The 18970-nt window shown below is 34.0% G+C and carries 16 protein-coding genes; 2 read left to right on the top strand and 14 right to left on the bottom strand.

Going from position 1 to position 18970, the window contains the following annotated elements; all coding sequences use genetic code 11:
• Positions 1–48 precede the first annotated feature (48 nt).
• The gene (locus bsdE14_RS15925; protein ID WP_435382536.1) at positions 49–2709 is read right to left on the bottom strand and encodes an FAD-dependent oxidoreductase; all 2661 of its coding nucleotides are present in this window, start codon (positions 2707–2709) and stop codon (positions 49–51) included.
• Positions 2710–2879: 170 nt separating this feature from the next.
• Here bsdE14_RS15925 and bsdE14_RS15920 point away from each other — a divergent pair, with 170 nt between their 5' ends.
• On the top strand, positions 2880–3788 hold the full coding sequence (locus bsdE14_RS15920) for a LysR family transcriptional regulator (RefSeq protein ID WP_264850988.1): 909 nt from the start codon (positions 2880–2882) through the stop codon (positions 3786–3788).
• A 150-nt stretch (positions 3789–3938) separates the two neighbouring features.
• Positions 3939–5711, top strand: coding sequence for a diguanylate cyclase (locus bsdE14_RS15915; protein ID WP_264850987.1), 1773 nt, complete (start codon positions 3939–3941; stop codon positions 5709–5711).
• A 105-nt stretch (positions 5712–5816) separates the two neighbouring features.
• On the opposite strand, the gene bsdE14_RS15910 is transcribed toward bsdE14_RS15915, so the two are convergent.
• The 13 genes from bsdE14_RS15910 to bsdE14_RS15850 all read right to left on the bottom strand — a co-directional run bounded on the left by bsdE14_RS15910 (position 5817) and on the right by bsdE14_RS15850 (position 18656).
• The gene (locus tag bsdE14_RS15910) at positions 5817–6677 is read right to left on the bottom strand and encodes a YitT family protein (protein WP_264850986.1); all 861 of its coding nucleotides are present in this window, start codon (positions 6675–6677) and stop codon (positions 5817–5819) included.
• 108 nt (positions 6678–6785) lie between these two features.
• Positions 6786–7409 (bottom strand): response regulator transcription factor, encoded by a 624-nt coding sequence (locus bsdE14_RS15905; RefSeq protein WP_264850985.1) that lies wholly within the window; start codon positions 7407–7409, stop codon positions 6786–6788.
• Complete coding sequence (locus bsdE14_RS15900; protein ID WP_264850984.1) at positions 7406–8482, bottom strand: sensor histidine kinase; 1077 nt, start codon at positions 8480–8482, stop codon at positions 7406–7408. Before bsdE14_RS15900 ends, bsdE14_RS15905 begins: the two co-directional genes overlap by 4 nt.
• Before the next feature lie 69 nt (positions 8483–8551).
• The gene (locus tag bsdE14_RS15895) at positions 8552–9658 is read right to left on the bottom strand and encodes an ABC transporter permease (RefSeq protein ID WP_264850983.1); all 1107 of its coding nucleotides are present in this window, start codon (positions 9656–9658) and stop codon (positions 8552–8554) included.
• Entirely contained in the window at positions 9655–10812 is a 1158-nt protein-coding gene (locus bsdE14_RS15890; RefSeq protein ID WP_264850982.1) for an ABC transporter permease, read from the bottom strand. The genes bsdE14_RS15895 and bsdE14_RS15890 overlap by 4 nt, the downstream gene beginning before the upstream one ends.
• Before the next feature lie 13 nt (positions 10813–10825).
• Entirely contained in the window at positions 10826–11758 is a 933-nt protein-coding gene (locus bsdE14_RS15885) for an ABC transporter ATP-binding protein (protein WP_264850981.1), read from the bottom strand.
• A gap of 198 nt (positions 11759–11956) precedes the next feature.
• The gene (locus bsdE14_RS15880; protein ID WP_264850980.1) at positions 11957–12298 is read right to left on the bottom strand and encodes a DUF5661 family protein; all 342 of its coding nucleotides are present in this window, start codon (positions 12296–12298) and stop codon (positions 11957–11959) included.
• Between the two features lie 104 nt (positions 12299–12402).
• Positions 12403–13617 (bottom strand): S8 family serine peptidase, encoded by a 1215-nt coding sequence (locus tag bsdE14_RS15875; protein ID WP_264850979.1) that lies wholly within the window; start codon positions 13615–13617, stop codon positions 12403–12405.
• On the bottom strand, positions 13601–13894 hold the full coding sequence (locus bsdE14_RS15870) for a peptide maturation system acyl carrier-related protein (RefSeq protein WP_264850978.1): 294 nt from the start codon (positions 13892–13894) through the stop codon (positions 13601–13603). Before bsdE14_RS15870 ends, bsdE14_RS15875 begins: the two co-directional genes overlap by 17 nt.
• Before the next feature lie 18 nt (positions 13895–13912).
• A complete protein-coding gene (locus bsdE14_RS15865) occupies positions 13913–15025 on the bottom strand; it encodes a TIGR04066 family peptide maturation system protein (protein WP_264850977.1) in 1113 nt (370 codons plus the stop codon).
• A gap of 18 nt (positions 15026–15043) precedes the next feature.
• Entirely contained in the window at positions 15044–16480 is a 1437-nt protein-coding gene (gene ccpM / locus bsdE14_RS15860; RefSeq protein ID WP_264850976.1) for a Cys-rich peptide radical SAM maturase CcpM, read from the bottom strand.
• Between the two features lie 73 nt (positions 16481–16553).
• A complete protein-coding gene (locus bsdE14_RS15855) occupies positions 16554–16715 on the bottom strand; it encodes a hypothetical protein (RefSeq protein ID WP_264850975.1) in 162 nt (53 codons plus the stop codon).
• 177 nt (positions 16716–16892) lie between these two features.
• Positions 16893–18656 carry an ABC transporter ATP-binding protein gene (locus bsdE14_RS15850; protein WP_264850974.1) on the bottom strand — a complete coding sequence of 588 codons (1764 nt, stop codon included), beginning with the start codon at positions 18654–18656 and terminating at the stop codon, positions 16893–16895.
• Between the last annotated feature and the right edge of the window lie 314 nt (positions 18657–18970).

The raw sequence follows: 18970 nt of genomic DNA, 5'->3' as shown, positions 1-18970 counted from the left end.
AGGATCCTCTGCGTTTTTTCTATGTGCTAAGCGTCCCTATGACACGAATTAAAATACATCTTTTACTGAGCGTATTACAGTTTTACCAGCACGTTTTATTGCATTAGGTGCCAGCTTCAATGGAAGCTTTTCAAAGGTGGTGCCTGCCTTATCATACTTTCTAATAAGTTTTATAGCATCAAACTTACATTTTGTGGTACACTGACCACAACCTACACACATCTCCTGGTCCACTACTACTGAACCACATTCTAGACAGCGCTGTGTTTCTTTTTTCATCATCTCTTCGGTAAAGGTTATTCGACTATCTTTAAAGGACATTGCAGTATTTTTTGAATGACCAGCCTTTTGTCGAGGTGTTGTATCATAGCCCTCTATAATTATATTGTCTTTGTCTAGTGCATGATATTCTCTTCTATCACGGCCATAAATAAGGCTCTGTCCCTCCCAAACATAACGGTGAATAGAAATAGCACCTTGTTTACCTGCAGCAATTGCATCAATTGCGAATTTAGGTCCTGTATATACGTCTCCACCAACAAAAATATCCTTTTCTCCTGTTTGATAGGTAAATGAATTAGCTGCTGCAGTGTTGTTTCTATTAAGCTCAACCTTACTTCCAGCTAGCAGATTCCCCCAATCAATGGACTGCCCTACAGAAAGCAGCACATAATCTGCTTGCACCGTTATAGTATTATTTTCATCGTATCTAGGATTAAATCTTCCATTTTCATCGAACACAGAAATACATTTTTTAAATTCCACAGCAGTAACCTTGCCATTTTCGTGTAATATGCGTTTTGGCCCCCAGGAATTATTAATCTTTATTTCTTCCTGCAAAGCCTCCTCAAGTTCCTCTTCGAGAGCTGGCATTTCACTGAGGCTTTCGAGACAGTACATTTCTACCTTATTAACCTTTTCACGCACTGCTGTCCTTGCTACGTCTATTGCCACATTTCCGCCACCCATTACAACTACATTACCCTTAAGATTAACCTGCTTTCCAAGATTCACATTTCTTAGGAACTCTACTCCTGTAATAACCCCCTGTGCATCTTCTCCTTCAATATCTAGCTTTCTTCCATTTTGTGCTCCAATTGCAAGGTAGAAGGCTTCAAAATTCTGTTTTCTAAGCTCCTCCAAGGTAATATCTCTGCCAACTTCCACTCCAGTTTTAAATTCAACACCAAGTTCCTTTAAAATTTCAATTTCAGCGTAAACAACCTCTTTTTCCAATCTAAAAGAAGGTATTCCCAAAGTCAGCATACCACCAAGCCTTGACTGCTTTTCAAATATAGTTACCTTGTAGCCGTCCATAGCTAAATAATAGGTACAGGATAATCCAGCAGGACCGCCGCCAATAACAGCAATTTTTTTACCATAATTATATCTCTTCTTAGGCACAAAGCGCTTATCTTTGATTAACTCCTGATCAGCAATGAATTTTTTTATTTCATCTATAGCAATTGGTTCATCAATATGTCCTCTAGTACAAGCTGATTCACATTTTCTTGGACAAATTCTTCCGCATACTGCTGGGAATGGATTTTCTTTTTTGATAAGCTCTAGTGCCTCTGCATATTTTCCTTGAGAAGCAAGCTTTATATATCCCTGCACAGCTATATGAGCAGGACATTCTGACTTGCATGGAGCTGTACCGCTGTCTACAACATCCTTTTTATTTTCACGATAATCCGGATTCCAATATTTTGAACTCCAAACATGGTCTCTTGGTGAAAGTGTTTCTTTAGTTTCAATAGGAGTTTTTGAACATAGTTTTTGTCCAAGTTTTAACGCATTAACTGGACAATTTTCAACACACTGTCCACATGCCATACACTTTTCTGTATCTACCTGTGAAACAAAGTTTGATCGAATCATATCTGGAGAATTAAAGTAAGCTGCATTTCTCATAGAATAGCAAGCACAGCCACAGCAGTTACAAATTGCGTGAGTTTTATTGCCGTCTATATTAGGAATTTGATGCATCAAACCGTTTTCTTCTGCCTTTTTTATAATTTCGAAGGCTTCTTCACGTGTTATTTCCCTTCCTCTTCCCGTACGTATGTAATATTCAGCACCTTCTCCAAGCTGAATGCACATGTCCTGCTCTAAATGTCCACAGCCTTCACCTAAAAGACGCCTTGATCTTCTACAGGAACAATCTGCTACTGCAAATAGAGTATGACCATTTAAAATGGCAGATACTTCTTCATAAGATGCACTGCGGGTATTACCATCAATAGCAGATTCTATGGGAATTACACGCATTGGACCCACTCCAACAGGCATTTTAGGAGACAGCATACCGCCTCTAAGTCTTGCGTATTCTTCAAAAGCTTTTGGAATCTGAGGATACTTTTCACACAGCTCTTTGTTGCCCACTACCTTTTCCATTACACCGGGAACAAACACTGTTAACTCAAATAAGTCAACTCCATGTTCTGAATGGAAAATACATGCACCTACCTGTGCAAGCTCCATTGCCAGTCTTTTAGTTTCTTCAACAGTCTTCCCGCACTTTTTTGCTATCTGTTCAATAGTCTCAGGTTTTCTTAGCTCCATAGCTAAACCTACATCTGCCATTTCATCTGTTACAACACATTCTAGAACGTAGTATTCCGGAGCCTTCTCATCAATTGTAATCATCATTGCAGTTGCTCCACATATCTTTTTAGCAAGCTTTGCAATCTTCTTTCTAATAGCCATTTTTAACCCCTCCCATGCCCTTATATATTAGTTTTAATTGCACATATTTAAAAAACATATCTATCTAAATTTTAAAGTTTGTGAATTATTTAGTAAAACAACAAAAAATAGACATCCACAACAATTAGTTGTAGAATAAAATTATATTGTAAAACTAGAGGTGACGAAAATTGCAAATAAAATTTATCGAATCCTTTTTGCAGCTTTATGAGGAACTTAATATATCAAAAACCAGTGCACAGCTCTTTATTACCCAACAAGGACTTAGCAGACAGATTAAATCCCTGGAAAAGGAACTGGACGTGGTTTTATTTGAGCGTTCCAAATCCGGAGTTACACCTACAGAGATATGTAATGGTATTTATCCTATTCTAAAAAATATGCAGGGAGAATACAAAAAAGCAGCTGGAGTAATCGAAAAATACAAACAAAAAAATAGACAATCCATATATATTGCCTTTGCCTATGGATTGTCAAATGGTGTGAACACAGATTTTATCTTTGAATATCAGAAAAATAACTTAGATGTGGATATTCACATCCAGGAATGGTCAAAACAAATTTGCCTTCAAAAACTACTTAAAGATGAGATAGATATAGCCTTTTTAGTCAATCCCTTTCAGCAAGAACTATTTAACTGCCTTCCCTTGGCAGAAGACTATATGTATGCTGCATTTCATAAAGATCATCCTCTAGCTATCACTGAAGGTTCTATGGATTTTTCCCTTTTGGATGGGGAAAAAATTATAACCGGATCTCCTGAGAATGCTCTTAGAGAAATGTTCGATTACTTTTGTAAGTTAACTAACATTAATCCCCATATCATTGTTTCCTCCAGTTATAGCTTAAATTTTGTCAATGCTATGAGAGAAAACGCGGGTATTGTAACTGTTACTTCAGCCATGGCCTTCAAAATTAATAATCCCAATATAGTAATACGACGCCTTGTTACACCTGAGCCTGGATATATGTACTGCTGTACCTCACGCCATATAAAACCAAATAAAGACATAGCTTCTTTACTTAAATATATAAAAGAACATTTTAAACTTGTACCAATAAAAAAGTTTAGTGATTAATCTATCTTTGCATACCCAAAGCCAAAATCTCTTTTATATGGCTTTTTTGTGCCCTTTTTACATATTTTTTGTCATTTTATGCGCATAAAATCACTTTAGTGCTATAATCTTCATATGATACTTCATTTTAAAGGAGAAACACATTTGTAGATGTTTAACATAAATAATTTATTCAAAAAAAGACATGCATTAATTATTATTTTTTCACTTTTTACAATAATTTTACTATGCAGCTGCAGCACAAAGAAAGATAATGTTCTTACAGCTAAACACGGAAAGCTGGACTTAAGTAGCTGGAACTTTGAAAAAGATGGACTGGTTAAACTGGATGGACAGTGGGAAATATATCCCGGAGAATTACTAGAGCCAAAAGACTTTAATAGCAATAATTTAAGACAAGCTGTAGATTACTTTAAAGTACCAAATTCCTTCATAGCAACTGACAGCAATAAAAAACTGCCTAAATATGGCTATGCAACAATGAGAATTTTAGTAAATATGAATCCAAAGGATAATGGCTATTATGGGATAAAAACCAAATACTTATTATCTGCATCAAAAATATGGATTAATGGACAATTAGTATCCTCCGTGGGTAATGTAAGTACAGATTCCGCAAGTGCTGCCGGAAGTTATGAACACCAATTGGTATTTTTCAATAGTCACAATTCTCAAGCAGAAATAGTAATTCAAATGTCAAATTATAATAATGTGACAGGAAAAGTCCAAGACATGTTTTTAGGAAATTCCATGCAAATAAAAAGATCCTATATCGTAAATGCTGCTACAGATATTTTTACTATAGGATGCCTTTTCATTATAGGAATTTATCATTTTGCACTGCACTTTAAAAGGAAACAATACAAAGAACCTTTGTATTTCGGGATTTTCTCTATTATCATTGCACTGAGAACTTTTTTAGTAAGTCAAAGGGTTGTGTATGAATTTTTTCCTAATATTCCTTTTAGCCTATTTAATAAAATAGCTTACCTCTCAGCTTATGCAGCTCTACCGTTTATATTTATGTATTTCAAGGAGCTCTTCAAAAAAGAAATATCTGATAAAGTGGTTACTGGAATAAATATTGCTTCGTTAGTTATTAGCTTAATAACAGTGTTAACTAATATAGAATTCTATGATAGATTTTTAATCTGCTTTGAAATATGGACAGTAGGAGTTTGTATTTATGTACTTTATGCTGCTATTAAAGCTGCTGCAGACAAAAATAAAGGCTCGATTATAGTTCTATTTGGATTTATTATCTTCATTGCTTCAGTAGCCCACGATATGCTTGTGCAAGCTGGTACGTTATTTGCATCCTCCCTTGCACCCTATGGATTTCTTATTTTCACTTACTCTCAAGCATATCTGCTTGCCTCGAGGTTTTCTGATGCATTTATCAAAATCGAGAAACTAGTAGACGAAAATAAAGCAATGTATATTGATGAATTAACAGGTATCTTAAACAGAAAGGGCTTTTATCACAGTGGAGGAAATCTATATAATGCCGCAGTTATTACTGGAGGTAAATTTACACTTTTTTATGGAGATTTAAATAAGCTTAAATCTATTAATGATAGCTTTGGCCATAAAGAAGGTGATGAAGCCATTAAGGCAGCTGCAAAGCTCCTTAAGTATTCCCTTGGGAAGGATGATATTGTGGCTCGAATTAGCGGTGATGAATTCATAGTGATTGCTGTAAACAAAGCATCCGAGGCTGAAGCAAAGAATATTATAAAGCTTATATATAATAATTTTTATCAGTACAATTTAGCTTCAAATAAACCTTATAAGCTATCAATTAGCATGGGCTATTCCATATATGAGCCTTCTGTAGATGCTACCTTTGAAGAATTAATTCATGAAGCTGACCTCATGCTTTACGAATCTAAAAATAAATATTCACAAGATATTTTGCTATAAATGCTAAAAACATCAGCAGTAAATCATTGCTGATGTTTTTTTGACATATTTATAAAATATATGCATTACAGCTCAATTTGTGCCAAAGATCATTGCCCTGCGGCGCTATAGCGCATTTTTAAATCCCTTCCCCTGAACTTCTGTAGCATCTACAAAGGTAAGAAAGGCCTTTTTATCAATATTTGTTACTATACGCTTAATTTCTGGAACTTGGGAGGACTGTACTATACAGTAAAGTATTTTCTTATTTACTTCAGTGTAAGCACCTTCTCCATATAGATAAGTAACTCCTCTTCCTAGCTTTGTCATAATTATTTTTGATACTTCTTCTTCCTTTTCAGTTATTATAAGCACCATTTTTCTTTGATTAAAGCCTTTTACAACATTATCTAATACAAAAGATGTTATATACATTGCAATTAGCGTATACAGAGCGCTAGAAAGACCAAATATAAATGCACTTACTGACACTATAATAAGATTAATAGCAAAGGATATTTTTCCTAAATTTATATTAGAATATTTTCTTCTTACAATCATTGATATAATATCAAATCCACCAGTTGAACCATTATGTGTAAATACAAGACCAAAACCAATACCGTTTACTACTCCACCATATAAGCAATAAAGTAATTTATCATTTATATTTAAAACATTAGCTATTGGATGTGTTATAATCAAAGCTACTGATAGAGTTATAGTCCCTACCAAGGAGTATATGGTGAATTTTCTGTCAAGCTTTAAGAAGCTTATCACGAATAATGGAATGTTTAGTAATATAATTAATATTCCAGCCTGTATATTGAATACATATTGTATAATTAATGCAATACCTGTAACTCCACCACTTAAAAGCCTTGCATGAGTTAAAAACATATTAATACCCATTGAGCTAATAAAGCTACCTATAATTATAAAAACTAAATCAATTATATTCTCTTTTTTTATAATACTTTTGCTCATTTTCTACCTTCATCTCCTTTAGTAAATTTCATGTCACGGGTGCCACGGGGACGTTTCGCTTGGCACATGTGCCAGACGAAACGTCCCCGTGGCACCGCATGCTGCATCTTAAAAGTTTTTTAAATAAAAGATAGCCAGTTGAGTTCTATCTCTAAGCTCCAACTTTTCCAGTATATTTGTTATGTAATTTCTAATAGTACCCTCTCCTAAAAACAGCTTTTCCGATATTTCCTTATTTGATAAGCCTTCAGCAATTAGAGAGAGTACCTCAAATTCCCTTTCGGATAAATTATAGTCAGAGGGCTTTTTGCTTCTTTCTTCTCTAATCATGCCTGTAATTGCATTAACTACATCCTTCTCAAAAACCGTATTGCCTTTATGCACTGTTCTAAGGCTTTCTATAATACTGTCCGTGGACTGGTTTTTTAATATATAGCCTTCAGCCCCATTCATAACAGCTTCTCGTATATATTCATCATCCTTGAAGGTGGTTAACACTACAACCTTAACATCTCTAAAATTTTCTTTTATTAGCTTTGTTCCAAGTACCCCATCCATTACTGGCATTCTTATATCCATTAGTACAATATCTGGCTTGTCTGTCTTACAGAGTTCAAAGGCTTCCATTCCATTTCTAGCTGTACCAATTACCTCTATATCCTCTTCAAGCCCTAGAACCAGCTTTAAGCTGTCCCTTATTAGTCCGTCATCATCTACTATTATTACTTTCAATTGTTATCCCCCTTCCCAATAGGAATTACATAAACTATAACAAAACCATTTTCCCCGCTGAAGGAAACTGTTCCCCCTAAATTTTTGATTCTTTCCCTTATTCCCATTAAGCCAAAGCCTTCCTTTAAATTAGGACAGCCTTCTCCATTATCTTTAATATACACTCTTACACGGCTTTGATCTATGTCTATTTTTACTTCTATAGCTGTAGCTTTTGAGTATTTATAGGCATTTGTAAGTGCCTCTTTTATATCCGAGCTTATGGTTTCCAGTATATTTGCTGGAAGACTACTAAAATCTCCTGAACATTTAAAATCTACAGGACAATAATTGAAGTTATTTATAATACTTTTTATATAATCAATTCCCATGGAATCACCAGGCTTTATGTTGTGGACTGTATTTCTCATCACATTTAAGGTATCCGACAATCTCTCAATTGAATCCACTAGAAGTTCATCAGACTTTTCTTCGTCCCTATTTCTAAGCTTTTGAGCTGCCTGAAGCTGAATTAAAATACCTGCAAGGCTGTGCCCTACAGTATCGTGAATTTCCCTAGCAATCCTGTTTCTCTCTCTGATCTCAGCTAAATAGGCTGTTTCCTTTGCCGAATTTAAAAGTCTCTGTTTAGCAGCTTCCAGTTCATATCTGTATCTTCTTTCATTATCATAGGTTTCCTTAAAGGAGCTTACCTTTTCTTCAAACCTTAAATTGAGTATTCCAAACATAAAGGCTGCAGCAATAAATGCTCCTGTTTCCAAAATATTATTTGCTGCTGAAAAGTACATCCCCAGTATAGCTGATGGGACTACTAGAGGTTTCATATTTTTACTGCCAGCATCATAGGCTATAAGTACATATATTAAGCTAAAATAGCTGCTGTAGCTGCATCCAAAGGCTGCCAGTGCCATTTCCACTATTAATCCTATCCAGGTAACCTTGTATTTATGCTTAAATATATTTGCAGTAGCTATCACAAGAAGCAGTGCCACTTCCACTGAAGAAATACTTCTTAGAAGTACATACTTACCTATAATAACTAAAAAAATCAATGTCCTAAATAAATATTCCATATTACGCACCCTTTTTATAAATAAATAACCTGTATAAAATCATTATACAGGTCATCCCAAACATTTTCATTAAATATTTTCTATATATACCTTTTTCCATGAGGAAGCCATGAAAAAAGCCAATGTGAACAATAATATTATTCCTATATCCTGTGCTGCAGAGGTTATGGATGGTGAAGTTAAAAGCTTATCAACTCCATCTGTTAGCCAGTATCCTGGTGTGAACTTTCCTATGGTAAGTAAGGTACTTGGCATATAGTCCTTTGGCCAGAAGAAGCCTCCAACCATTCCTGCCAAGGTATTTATTAATAGTCCTAAAACCGAAGCCTGCTTAACGTTTTTAGAAACACTTGCAATTGCTAGGGCTAGTGCTACACTGCAGGCAGCAAAGATAGTATATATGAGAAACAAGCTTAATACTGATGCCCCAAGCTGAGCCTTGAACACTCCTGTCATAAATAGAAAGGCTACAGCTACTTGAATTATTACTACTACCAGCATGCTAAGTATATTTTGAAGCATGTAGTTCCAATTTTTTAGAGGAGTTGAAAACATACGAGTATAGGTATTGTTTTTCTTGTCTTCAAGAATCATGTTTGTTGAAAAGGTTGCTATTAGAAGCATTGCATAGCCAAGCATTCCAAGTGCCATCTTTTCCTTTTTCCCATCACCTTGAGTATTTCCAAACACAATATTCTCGCTGTTAAAGGTTCCCTTTTCATAGTCCTTGAAGGAAGAATAGAAGACTTCACTATTTCGATTAGCATTTTTTGCTATATTCTTTGCTGCGCTTATATAATTTTCTATATACAGCTTCACAATAGAAGTCACTCCTGCTCCCTCAGCCCTAAAGGATTCTATTTTAACATCCTCACCCTTTATTAAGCTGTCTGTAAAGCCTTTATCAATAACAATTCCGTAATCAATGGTTTTATTGTATACACCTGTTTTCATATTCTCTTCTGATATAACTCCAACATCAGCTTTTTCTTTTAACCCTTCTATAAAAGCTCTGCTGAATTCAGTATTATCCTTATCAGCTACTGCTACATGTATAGTACCAGGAGTAATTAAACTAAAGGATAAAATAATAAATACAATAGGCGCAAGGAATATAGTTATTCTATTTACTTTTTTCTTAAAGATTCTTTTTAAATTTGTAAAAAAGATTGTCATCTTATTCTCCTCCTTTCAAGTGCAATAAAGCCTAGACAAAGCACAGCTGAAAGCACCCAAAGCATTGAAATATAACCTGCTGTGCTAAAGAAGTGCACATTAACTCTATAATTATTTGAATATATTACATTTAATAGCGCAGTCATTGGATAAAAGTTTGGTGAAAGATGCATTAGTGCTGACGTCTGAACATCAGTCGTAATAATTAAAGCGTATCCTCCTGCTACAAAGGTGAAAATATTATTTACTAAGGTTATAATCCCATTTGCTCTGTTGCCACTTCCAACGGCCATAGTTAGAAACATTCCAAATATAGTGGAAAACACAGCTGCACTTACCATAATTAAAGCTATCATTCCATAGTTGCTTCCCCAGTTCACGTGATATATAAACTTACTAAAGGCTATGATGATTACACCTTTCACAAATATGTCAAATACACAGCCAATTATTTTTCCAAGCAGTCTCTCAAAAGGCTTTACTGGTGTTGACTTAACTCTTACTCCTACATTTTCAAAGTAGTCCTCTGAAACCATATCTGCTGCAAAGGATGCAGAGCTCATTATAGCTAAGACCAGCATTGCCACGCCGTAATAATCTATAGCTCTTGGAGCCTTTCCTTCTGTAGATAGTACATTTTCCTTTATTGTGCTGTAGCGGCTATAGCTTAAATCCTTTGGGTTAAGCTTTGCAGCTGCCATCATGGCATTTCCAGCCGAATTGTAAGCATCTACTATATTTTCAACAATCTCATTTTTAAAATCTGTATACTTGGTTTTATAAATTTGAATCGAAGCATTTTCTCCTGATTTTAACCTTTCAGAGTAATTCTTTGGAATTACTATTAGTGAAACAGCCTTTTGCTCGTCAATGAGCTTTTGCCCTTCCTCAATAGAAGCTACTTCTTTTACGTTCAGTACATCCTTTATGTCATCTAAGTTCAGAAACTTTGTAAACTCCTCACCCTGAGTTCCACTGTCCTGATTAAGATAGCATACATTAAATTTATCTATCTTCTGCCCTTCAAAAGCACTGTTAAGCGCTGTTCCAAGAACGATGATCATTAGTATAGGCATTAAAATTGACCTGAACATAGATCTCTTATCTCTGAAGTTCCGTTTTATTGTGCTTAAGGCTATATATATTACATTCATGTTACCCCTCCTACTAATCTCTCAGCTTTCTTCCTGTAAGAGTAAGGAATACTCCCTCAAGACTTGGCTTTTCAACATCTATTCCTAATATTTCACTGTTTGAGTTATTAACTGCATCTATGATTCTGCTTAAATTTCTGCAGTCCTTTTTTGATATTACTGTAATGTTTCTATCTTCAACTATACAGTCTTTAACTCCTGAAATTCTCTTGATTTCATCCACCATGGTATAGTTAACATTAGATAGTGTTAGGGTAAGCTTTTCCTCTAAGGATACCAGTGATTTTAAATCCTCTTTTGTTCCTTTAGCTATTACTTTTCCGTGGTCCATTATTGTTATGTCCGTACATAATTCCTCAATTTCCTCCATGTAGTGGGAAGTGTAAATTACTGTAGAGCCGCCTTCATTAAGCTTTTTAACAGAATTCAATATGTGATTTCTTGACTGTGGATCTATACCTACAGTAGGCTCATCCATGATTATAAGTTTTGGCTTGTGAACAATGGCACAAGCAATATTCAATCTTCTCTGCATTCCTCCTGAATACTTTCCTGGGTAATCCTTCTTTCTATCCAAAAGTCCGGTAAACTCCAGCGCTTCTTCTACTCTTTCCTTTAGAAGTTTTCCTCTTAAGCCATAGAGCCTTCCGAAAAATTCTACATTTTCATATGCAGTTAAATCATTAAACACAGCAATATTCTGAGGAACTACTCCTATATTTCTCTTTATTTCCTCTTCGTACTTATCCATACTCTTTCCAAAAATTTTAACCTCGCCGCTGTCTTTTTTACTAAGACCTAATATTGTATTTATTGTTGTAGTCTTTCCTGCTCCGTTTGGTCCAAGGAGACCAAATATTTCCCCTTCTTTTATTGATAAGTTTAAGTTATCCACTGCTATAAAATCCTTGTATCTTTTAACCAGATTATTTATCTCAACTATCATTTTTAATACCTCCATTTGTTTTTCTAATGTTATAATACTTTAATACCCCCTATGAAAATAGTGAGTTAAATTACTTTTCCATATGACAATTGTCATGTGCCACGGGGATGCGGCCTTAAGAACGCTCTATAAAAAAACGCAGAGGAAGGCCCTCTGCGTTTTTAAAATATTTATTCTTATATTAAGATTTTCTTACTCTTATCCTAATTTTTCTATGCCATTAGACTTGCTTTTATTCCAATATTGCTCGGCTTCTTCTTCCATCTTAGTAAGTCTTTTATAATAATCCGGGTACTCATTTAAATGAGCAAGTGTTATTTTTCCTGTTATAATAGGATCATCATTGGTTATATTTGTATTTGGATTCACTGTTCCATGTTCTAGTTCTACATTTAAGCCAATTCTAAAGTCTTCTAAATCAAAATTCTCAAACTTAATTTTTAAGTATCTTGCAACCCAAGCTGCTTCTTCTATTGTAAAACTCTTTTTCTCATCATTTCTACAATAATTGCTATAATTAAAGTATGGACAAATGAACATAGTTACCTCCATAAAAACACATTATTTTTATATTTTATGATTGGAGGCATGTAGATGTGCCAAGCTGGCATAACTAAACAACGATCTCTTTCATTGAAGAATAATTACTGATAGAGCTCCAATATGTACTTAAATGCTTCATCTACATCTTTAGCTCTATATGGCACTTTAAGATTTTCCTGTTCTTCACTCAGTACAATTATATTACATTTATCATTGTTCACAACTATTCTTATATCATTTTCTATAACCTCTTCAACAACCTTTAGATAATTTATATCCAGTCTATTAAACTCCACAAAAACTATGCCTAGATCAATTTCAAATAAACTTATTATGCCTTTAATGTGATCACTCTGTATAGTTTTTTCATAATATAGCTCTTTAAAAGGCAAGTAATTCATTTCACAGTTGTCTATATCTGAATATACTCCGCATCTATACCCCTGAAGTTTGAAAAGCTCTTCAAGCTTTAAGGCCGCTGCCATTCCCTTTTCTTTTTCCCCTACCACCAATAGCATTGGAATATCTATAGACCTATTCAGTCTGTCACTAAGACACAGATTCATATCCATATACCAAAGGTCAGCTTTAGATGCTTTGCTGACCTCTTTAATTTCTTCAAAGTTTGCTGCTTTTAGAAACAGCATATTTTTTACCTCTAAAGGCGAATATGCTGAGTGAGCTTCCTTAAGAATATTATATACTTGTGCTGTAATATAGGGAGCTGCAAAGCTATTACAGGAGCTGCTTTCATCTTCTCCAAAATAATTTACTAGTTTATGCACCGAAGGCGCTGATATATCCACACCATCTACAGGTCTATAGTGATATAAGTAGCCTTCACCAACATACTGCTGTCCTAAAGTTTTAACCCCTATTACCTTTGAAAAAGCAGCCGGATAAGTTATTTTGCCATTATTACTGCTGGCTGCAACTATAATCATTCCTGCATCTACAGCTTTATTTATAACACAACTGATGTTTTCTTTTTCATTAATATCCGTGGAACCAAGGCTTAGATTCACAATTCCAATATTGTTCTCAAGACACCATTCCACTGCCTTTATAAGCTGGGCTGCTGTAGTCTTGTTTCTTTCATTTAGAATTCTAACACTGCTAATTACAGCCTCTTTAGCATATTTACATATTATTGCTGCACAGACTGTTCCATGGCTAAATTCTATTTTGTTATTTTTATATTCAATTATTCCGCAGTCAGCATGAATTTCTATGCTCCTACTTAACCTAGTAATATTAGTATAAAAGCCATCATTTATTCCATCGTCAATAACGGCTATTTCATTGTAATTCAGCATTTGGATCACTCAGGAGACAATAATCCGACTTTTCACAAATCAGCTGTGCTATGGAATTTATAGTTTTAAAGCAGCCATTCATAATTTCATCTTCATTAATATTTATATTATATTTTTTCTCAACTTCTAGGAAAAAGCAAAGTAAATCCCCCGGTCCCATATTCATTTCCTTGCCTAATAGATTTAAATCATAAGTACTATCACTTTTTTCTACCTTTACCCTATACTTATCAGCCAGTATATTTAGCAATTGTTCTCTTATAAGTTCCTTCTCCATTATAATTAACCTCCAACTTTATATTGCCTGAATATCAGAATAGCCTGCCAGCTTATCAACAAGGTAACTCATAAGCTCCTCATTGTTTTTATCATTTAAAACATTGTAAATTTTAAAATCTAAATTGCTGTAGGTCTTTATTTTATTATCTATGAAATCACTGCTTAAGGTTAAATAATCAAATCTATTCTTATCATCCAAAACTTCAAAATTGCCTTTTAGCGGTGCCATATTGAAGGCATCTACTTCTATGCCCAATCTATACCTTAGAGCCTGCTTCATTGCTGTAAAATAATTTTCATTATAATCATTGTACAAGGTACTTACCACTACAGAGTCAAACTGAATTGCACTGCATACCTCAAAGGCCATAATTCCAAATCTATTGGTGTAATTATTGTTATAGGTCATAAGTCCTCCAGGTACTCCAACAATAATTATGTCTGGCATTTCCTCCACTTCGATTTTTTTAATGAAGTGATTAAGCAGCATAATCTTATTGGATTCACTAATATTAGAGCTCATCATAAATTTAGGAAAGGAGTGAAAGCCAAAAAGCTCGGAATAATGCTTTGTACCTATCTGCGACACCTTGTACCCTTGAGCAATAAGCTTTTCTCTAAGAGCAAGCTGTATGTTAAATTTAGAGCTTCTCTCAGCTACTCCAAATACACCTATAACAGGAACACCAATGTCATAGATATATTCATGCTCTATTGGTTTAAAGTTAAAGCACTTTTCCTTTGGATAATATGTAAATTTGCTTTTTATGTCCAACTTATCAATAGCCTCCTGAAATTCCATTGGAATCTCCAAGGTGCAGATTATATCTTTACCTGTTTCTAGAGCCCTCTTAAGCTTTGGAAAAATCATCTCTTCAAAGCTTAAAGGCATATCAGATTCGGCAAATATAACACAGTCACAAAGCTGTAAGGCCTCCTCAAAGTCTGTAGTTATTATCTTATTAAGCTTATTTCCACCATCTAGAACGCCGCAGTCCTTTCCACTTACACCCCAGCCCTTTGGTGAAACCGCATATTCAATATCATATTCTTTTAGTAGATAATTGTATCTTAATAGAGGAACCGCTTGTCTATCTACTGGATATATCATAGCTTTCTTTTTAAACATGCTCTTCATCTCCATATTCTAAATATATTCCACTAATTTAATGCTCTCAAAGGAATCTCCATTCTCCTTTAAAATACAGTAATCCTTCATCATTCTGTCAATCCCTGCCTTAACCCCTCTGCATCCTTCACTTTTTCTTTCAGCAGATAATTCTGTTAAGTCGTCTGCTGCTGAAGCACATAAAGAACAAAATCTGTAGGCCCAGCAGTTTTTACAGCTTTCTTCTGTTAGTTTTCCTATATTTAATATCTCCCTAGCCTTATCCATATAAAAACCTTGGTCTATATGTCCTATTCTCATAGCCTTAGAAGATTCATTTACTCTCTCACAAGGATATAGATTCCCGTATATATCCACGAACAGCCTTTGAGCTCCAGGAACGCATGGTCCTCCAGGATGTCCCTTTTCCCTCTGCCCTTCTGTACGCCTTTCCTGAAAAATCTTAGTTTGAAGATTGCTGTAATAGCCCAATACCATTTTCGATACATTCTTTTCATCAAATCTACCTATTTTAGATAGGAATAATTTAAACAATTCATAGTTGTACTTTGATACATAATCTTCTTTATTGACGTTTCTTTTATCTTTAGCATGATCATCATTCAAGCTTGAAAAATTAATATGAGAATCTTTTATCACATCAAAGCTGGTAAAAAATTCGCTTACACAACCAAAATCATTATCAAGATCCATTACGCAATTAAAGGTTATAGTCTTAAAGAATTCAGGAAACTGTTCCTTTACCATCTCCAGTCTCTCTACAACAGTTTCAAAGGTGCCCTTTCCTCCATAAAAATCTCTATTTTTATCATGGGCCTGCTCTGGTCCATCTAAGCTTACCATTAAATCAATATTGTGCTGCTGCATATACCGAACAATTTCAGAAGTAAGCAAGGTGGCATTAGTGGTCATGTTAAAAAAGGCTTTTTTACCTTCTGCCTTACTTTCAACATAATCAATACACTTTTTAATAAGTTCAAACTCTAATAATGGCTCTCCACCATAGAAGCTTACACTTAATGCTTCACTGTCTGCGCTGCGATTCATATAAAAATCTATGGCCCTTTTAGCAATATCAAAATTCATCTTTTTATTTGCATGCTCTCTATTATAATATCCTCCAGAGTAAGGACAATAGCTGCATCTTAAATTACACTGCTGTGTAACTTGAAGAATTACCATGTTTAACTTATTGTTAAGTCTAAATTCCAATAGTTCATCTTCTGGATGTATTATTTCAGATAATCTATGACTTGAAAGGTAGCCATGAGCTTTAATCTTATTTAGAACTTCATTATGCTCTATAGCTTGTACACCTATTTCACCCTTCTGTACGCACTTTAGTATTTCACCGCACTCTTTATTTATTTTAAGTATTTCGTTAGTATTTACATCATACACATAGTCGTTATTATAAGTGCTAAATTGATGTATAAATGCTTTGTTATCTTCCATACTTGCCCCTCCCTCTCTTGGAATTAATGTTATTTAAAAGGACTCAGGGATTAACCCTGAATCCTGATTTTTATTAATATTCCATAGTTACGTCTGCTTGAAGTGCCTTAAAATTATAATAGGAAGATGGATATCCACCAGTGCAGTAGCTGCTGCAGCTGCAAGTACAGCTATAAGCATTGTAAGCTTCCAAATTCTCTTTTCTAAGATTTACGTTTTTGTTTAATTTTTTCATAATAATTCTCCCTTCACTCATTACCTTTTAATTTAATTAATTTAATACTTTGTGTCATGCCAAGCTTAAAGGTCAGCTTAAATTACAAGCACTTTTCCTAAGTTTATGTAGTATCTCCCCTCCTCTCTTGTTTATTTATCTGAATTTTTTAATAAGAAATTAAAAAATACAAATTCTTTATACCACCTTTTCACCTATGCTTTCGTAATACTTATCCAGCATTCTTTTGTAGCTGACACTTTCAATTAAAAGCTCCTCATGAGTACCTACAGAGTCCACTTCTCCATTATCTAAGATAATTATTTTGTCTACAGACTGTAATAGCTCTATATCTATTTTGTGTGTTATCATTATTACTGTTTTATCTACAAAGGATTTTCTAATCAAGTCCCTTATATATAGCTGACTCATAAAATCACAGCTGGAAGTTGCTTCATCAAAAATCAACACTTCAAAATCCTTGGCCATTGCTCTTGTTATAGCCAGCTTCTGAATTTGCCCTCCTGACAGCTTAACTCCCTTTCTCCCTAAAATAGTTTCATATTTATTAGGAAGGTTGTTAATGAATTCTATAGCCCCGCTCTTTTGGCATATCTCTTCCATTTCCTCATTATTCATCTTGGAAAACAGGCTGATATTATCCTTCACAGTCCCATCAAATATGTAACTGTCCTGATTCACAACAGAAAATATATTTCTATAATCCTTGAACTTTAATTGTTTTATGTTAAGATTATTGATAAAAATATTACCTTCAGTAGGCTCATATAATCCCAAAATCAATTTTATAAGCGTGCTTTTTCCTGAACCGTTGTTACCAAGCAAAAGCACCTTTTCGCCTCTATTAATCTTAAGATTTATCTTCTTCAATGCACTCTTTTCCTCGTTATAAGAAAAGCTAACATCTTTAAATTCCAAATCTCCATTTATAGTTCTATATTTGACCCTGTTATTTCTGTAGTTAAACTCTTCATCTTCCATATCTAAAAACTCAAATAGCCTCTTAGCGGAAGGAAATATAGCAGAAAAGGAATACCTTACATTCAGTATTATTGAAACTGGATTTGTTACATAGGTTGAATACGTGAGGAAGGCAAATAAGCTGCCTATACTTAAGCTGCTGCCTATAACCATAAAGGCTCCTAAAATATACAGCACAGTAGTTAAACCCTGAAGCAGAAGTGCTTGGCTTATTTCATTTACCCTGTCTAAATATCCAAACTTTACATCTGTCTTTATTAAATCCCTCTGCTTTTTAGTAAATTCCATCTTCTTAATATCATAAACATTCCAAAGCTTTATCTCTCTAATTCCAGATATTGTGTTTCCAAACCAGGAGTAGTAATCCGAGTTATATTTCATATAATCTTTAAACAGATTTTCTTTTCTCTTAGATAGTAATAAGGTTATCTTATACTTTATAGGGATAAATAATAGAACACATAGGGTAAGCTTGTAGTTGATGAGCAGCAGTCCCACAATTCCCCCTATAAATTTAAGACTTTCTGTTATAATGAGCAGAGTGCAGCTATCGGACAGCTTTAAAATATTTTCAATATCCATGGAGATATTTTTCATTATTTCAGTTACATTATTGTTATCAAAATAGCTCATCTTAACCTTAAACAGCTTTGATATGCATTTGCTGTTTAATCTATATTTAATTTTACTGTTTATATTTAAGGTATTCTTTGTTTGAACAAACTCAGTGAATTGCTGAATAATAATTACCAAAAGGCTTATTAAAGAATATTTCGCAACTACGTATATATCTTTATTGATTAGCCCCTCATCCACTATCTTCCTTGCAAGAAGGGGTATTAACATAGATATAATAGTTCCTATAACCATAGTAAGTACTATAAAAATGATTTTATTAATATAAGGCTTAAAGAGATTTAATATTTGTTTAGAAGCTCTTGAATATTTTAGTATTTTCACAAATATAACCTCCTATATATTATTATTGAAAAGTTAAATTATTTATTTTACCTATATATAGATTTTATTACTTTATTTAGCAATTGTAAATATATTTTATTACTTTTTGCCAGAATTTTTAAATAAAAACATAGCCATTGTTGCAATTATGCCATAAATACTAATATTCTACTAAAGGTATAGCATCTTCCAGCCTAAAGGGATAAAATAAAAATAGTACTTTAAGATAAATTTGGGGCTAAAGGCCTAAATGACCTTTAACGGAAAAGTTAGCAAATGAAATTTTCGTTAAGAATTAACTGGGACTCTTGCCG

Source organism: Clostridium omnivorum (assembly GCF_026012015.1).
GTDB lineage: Bacteria > Bacillota > Clostridia > Clostridiales > Clostridiaceae > Clostridium_AX > Clostridium_AX omnivorum.
Note: the sequence above shows the minus strand (reverse complement) of the source record. Positions and strands in the feature narration are given on the sequence as shown.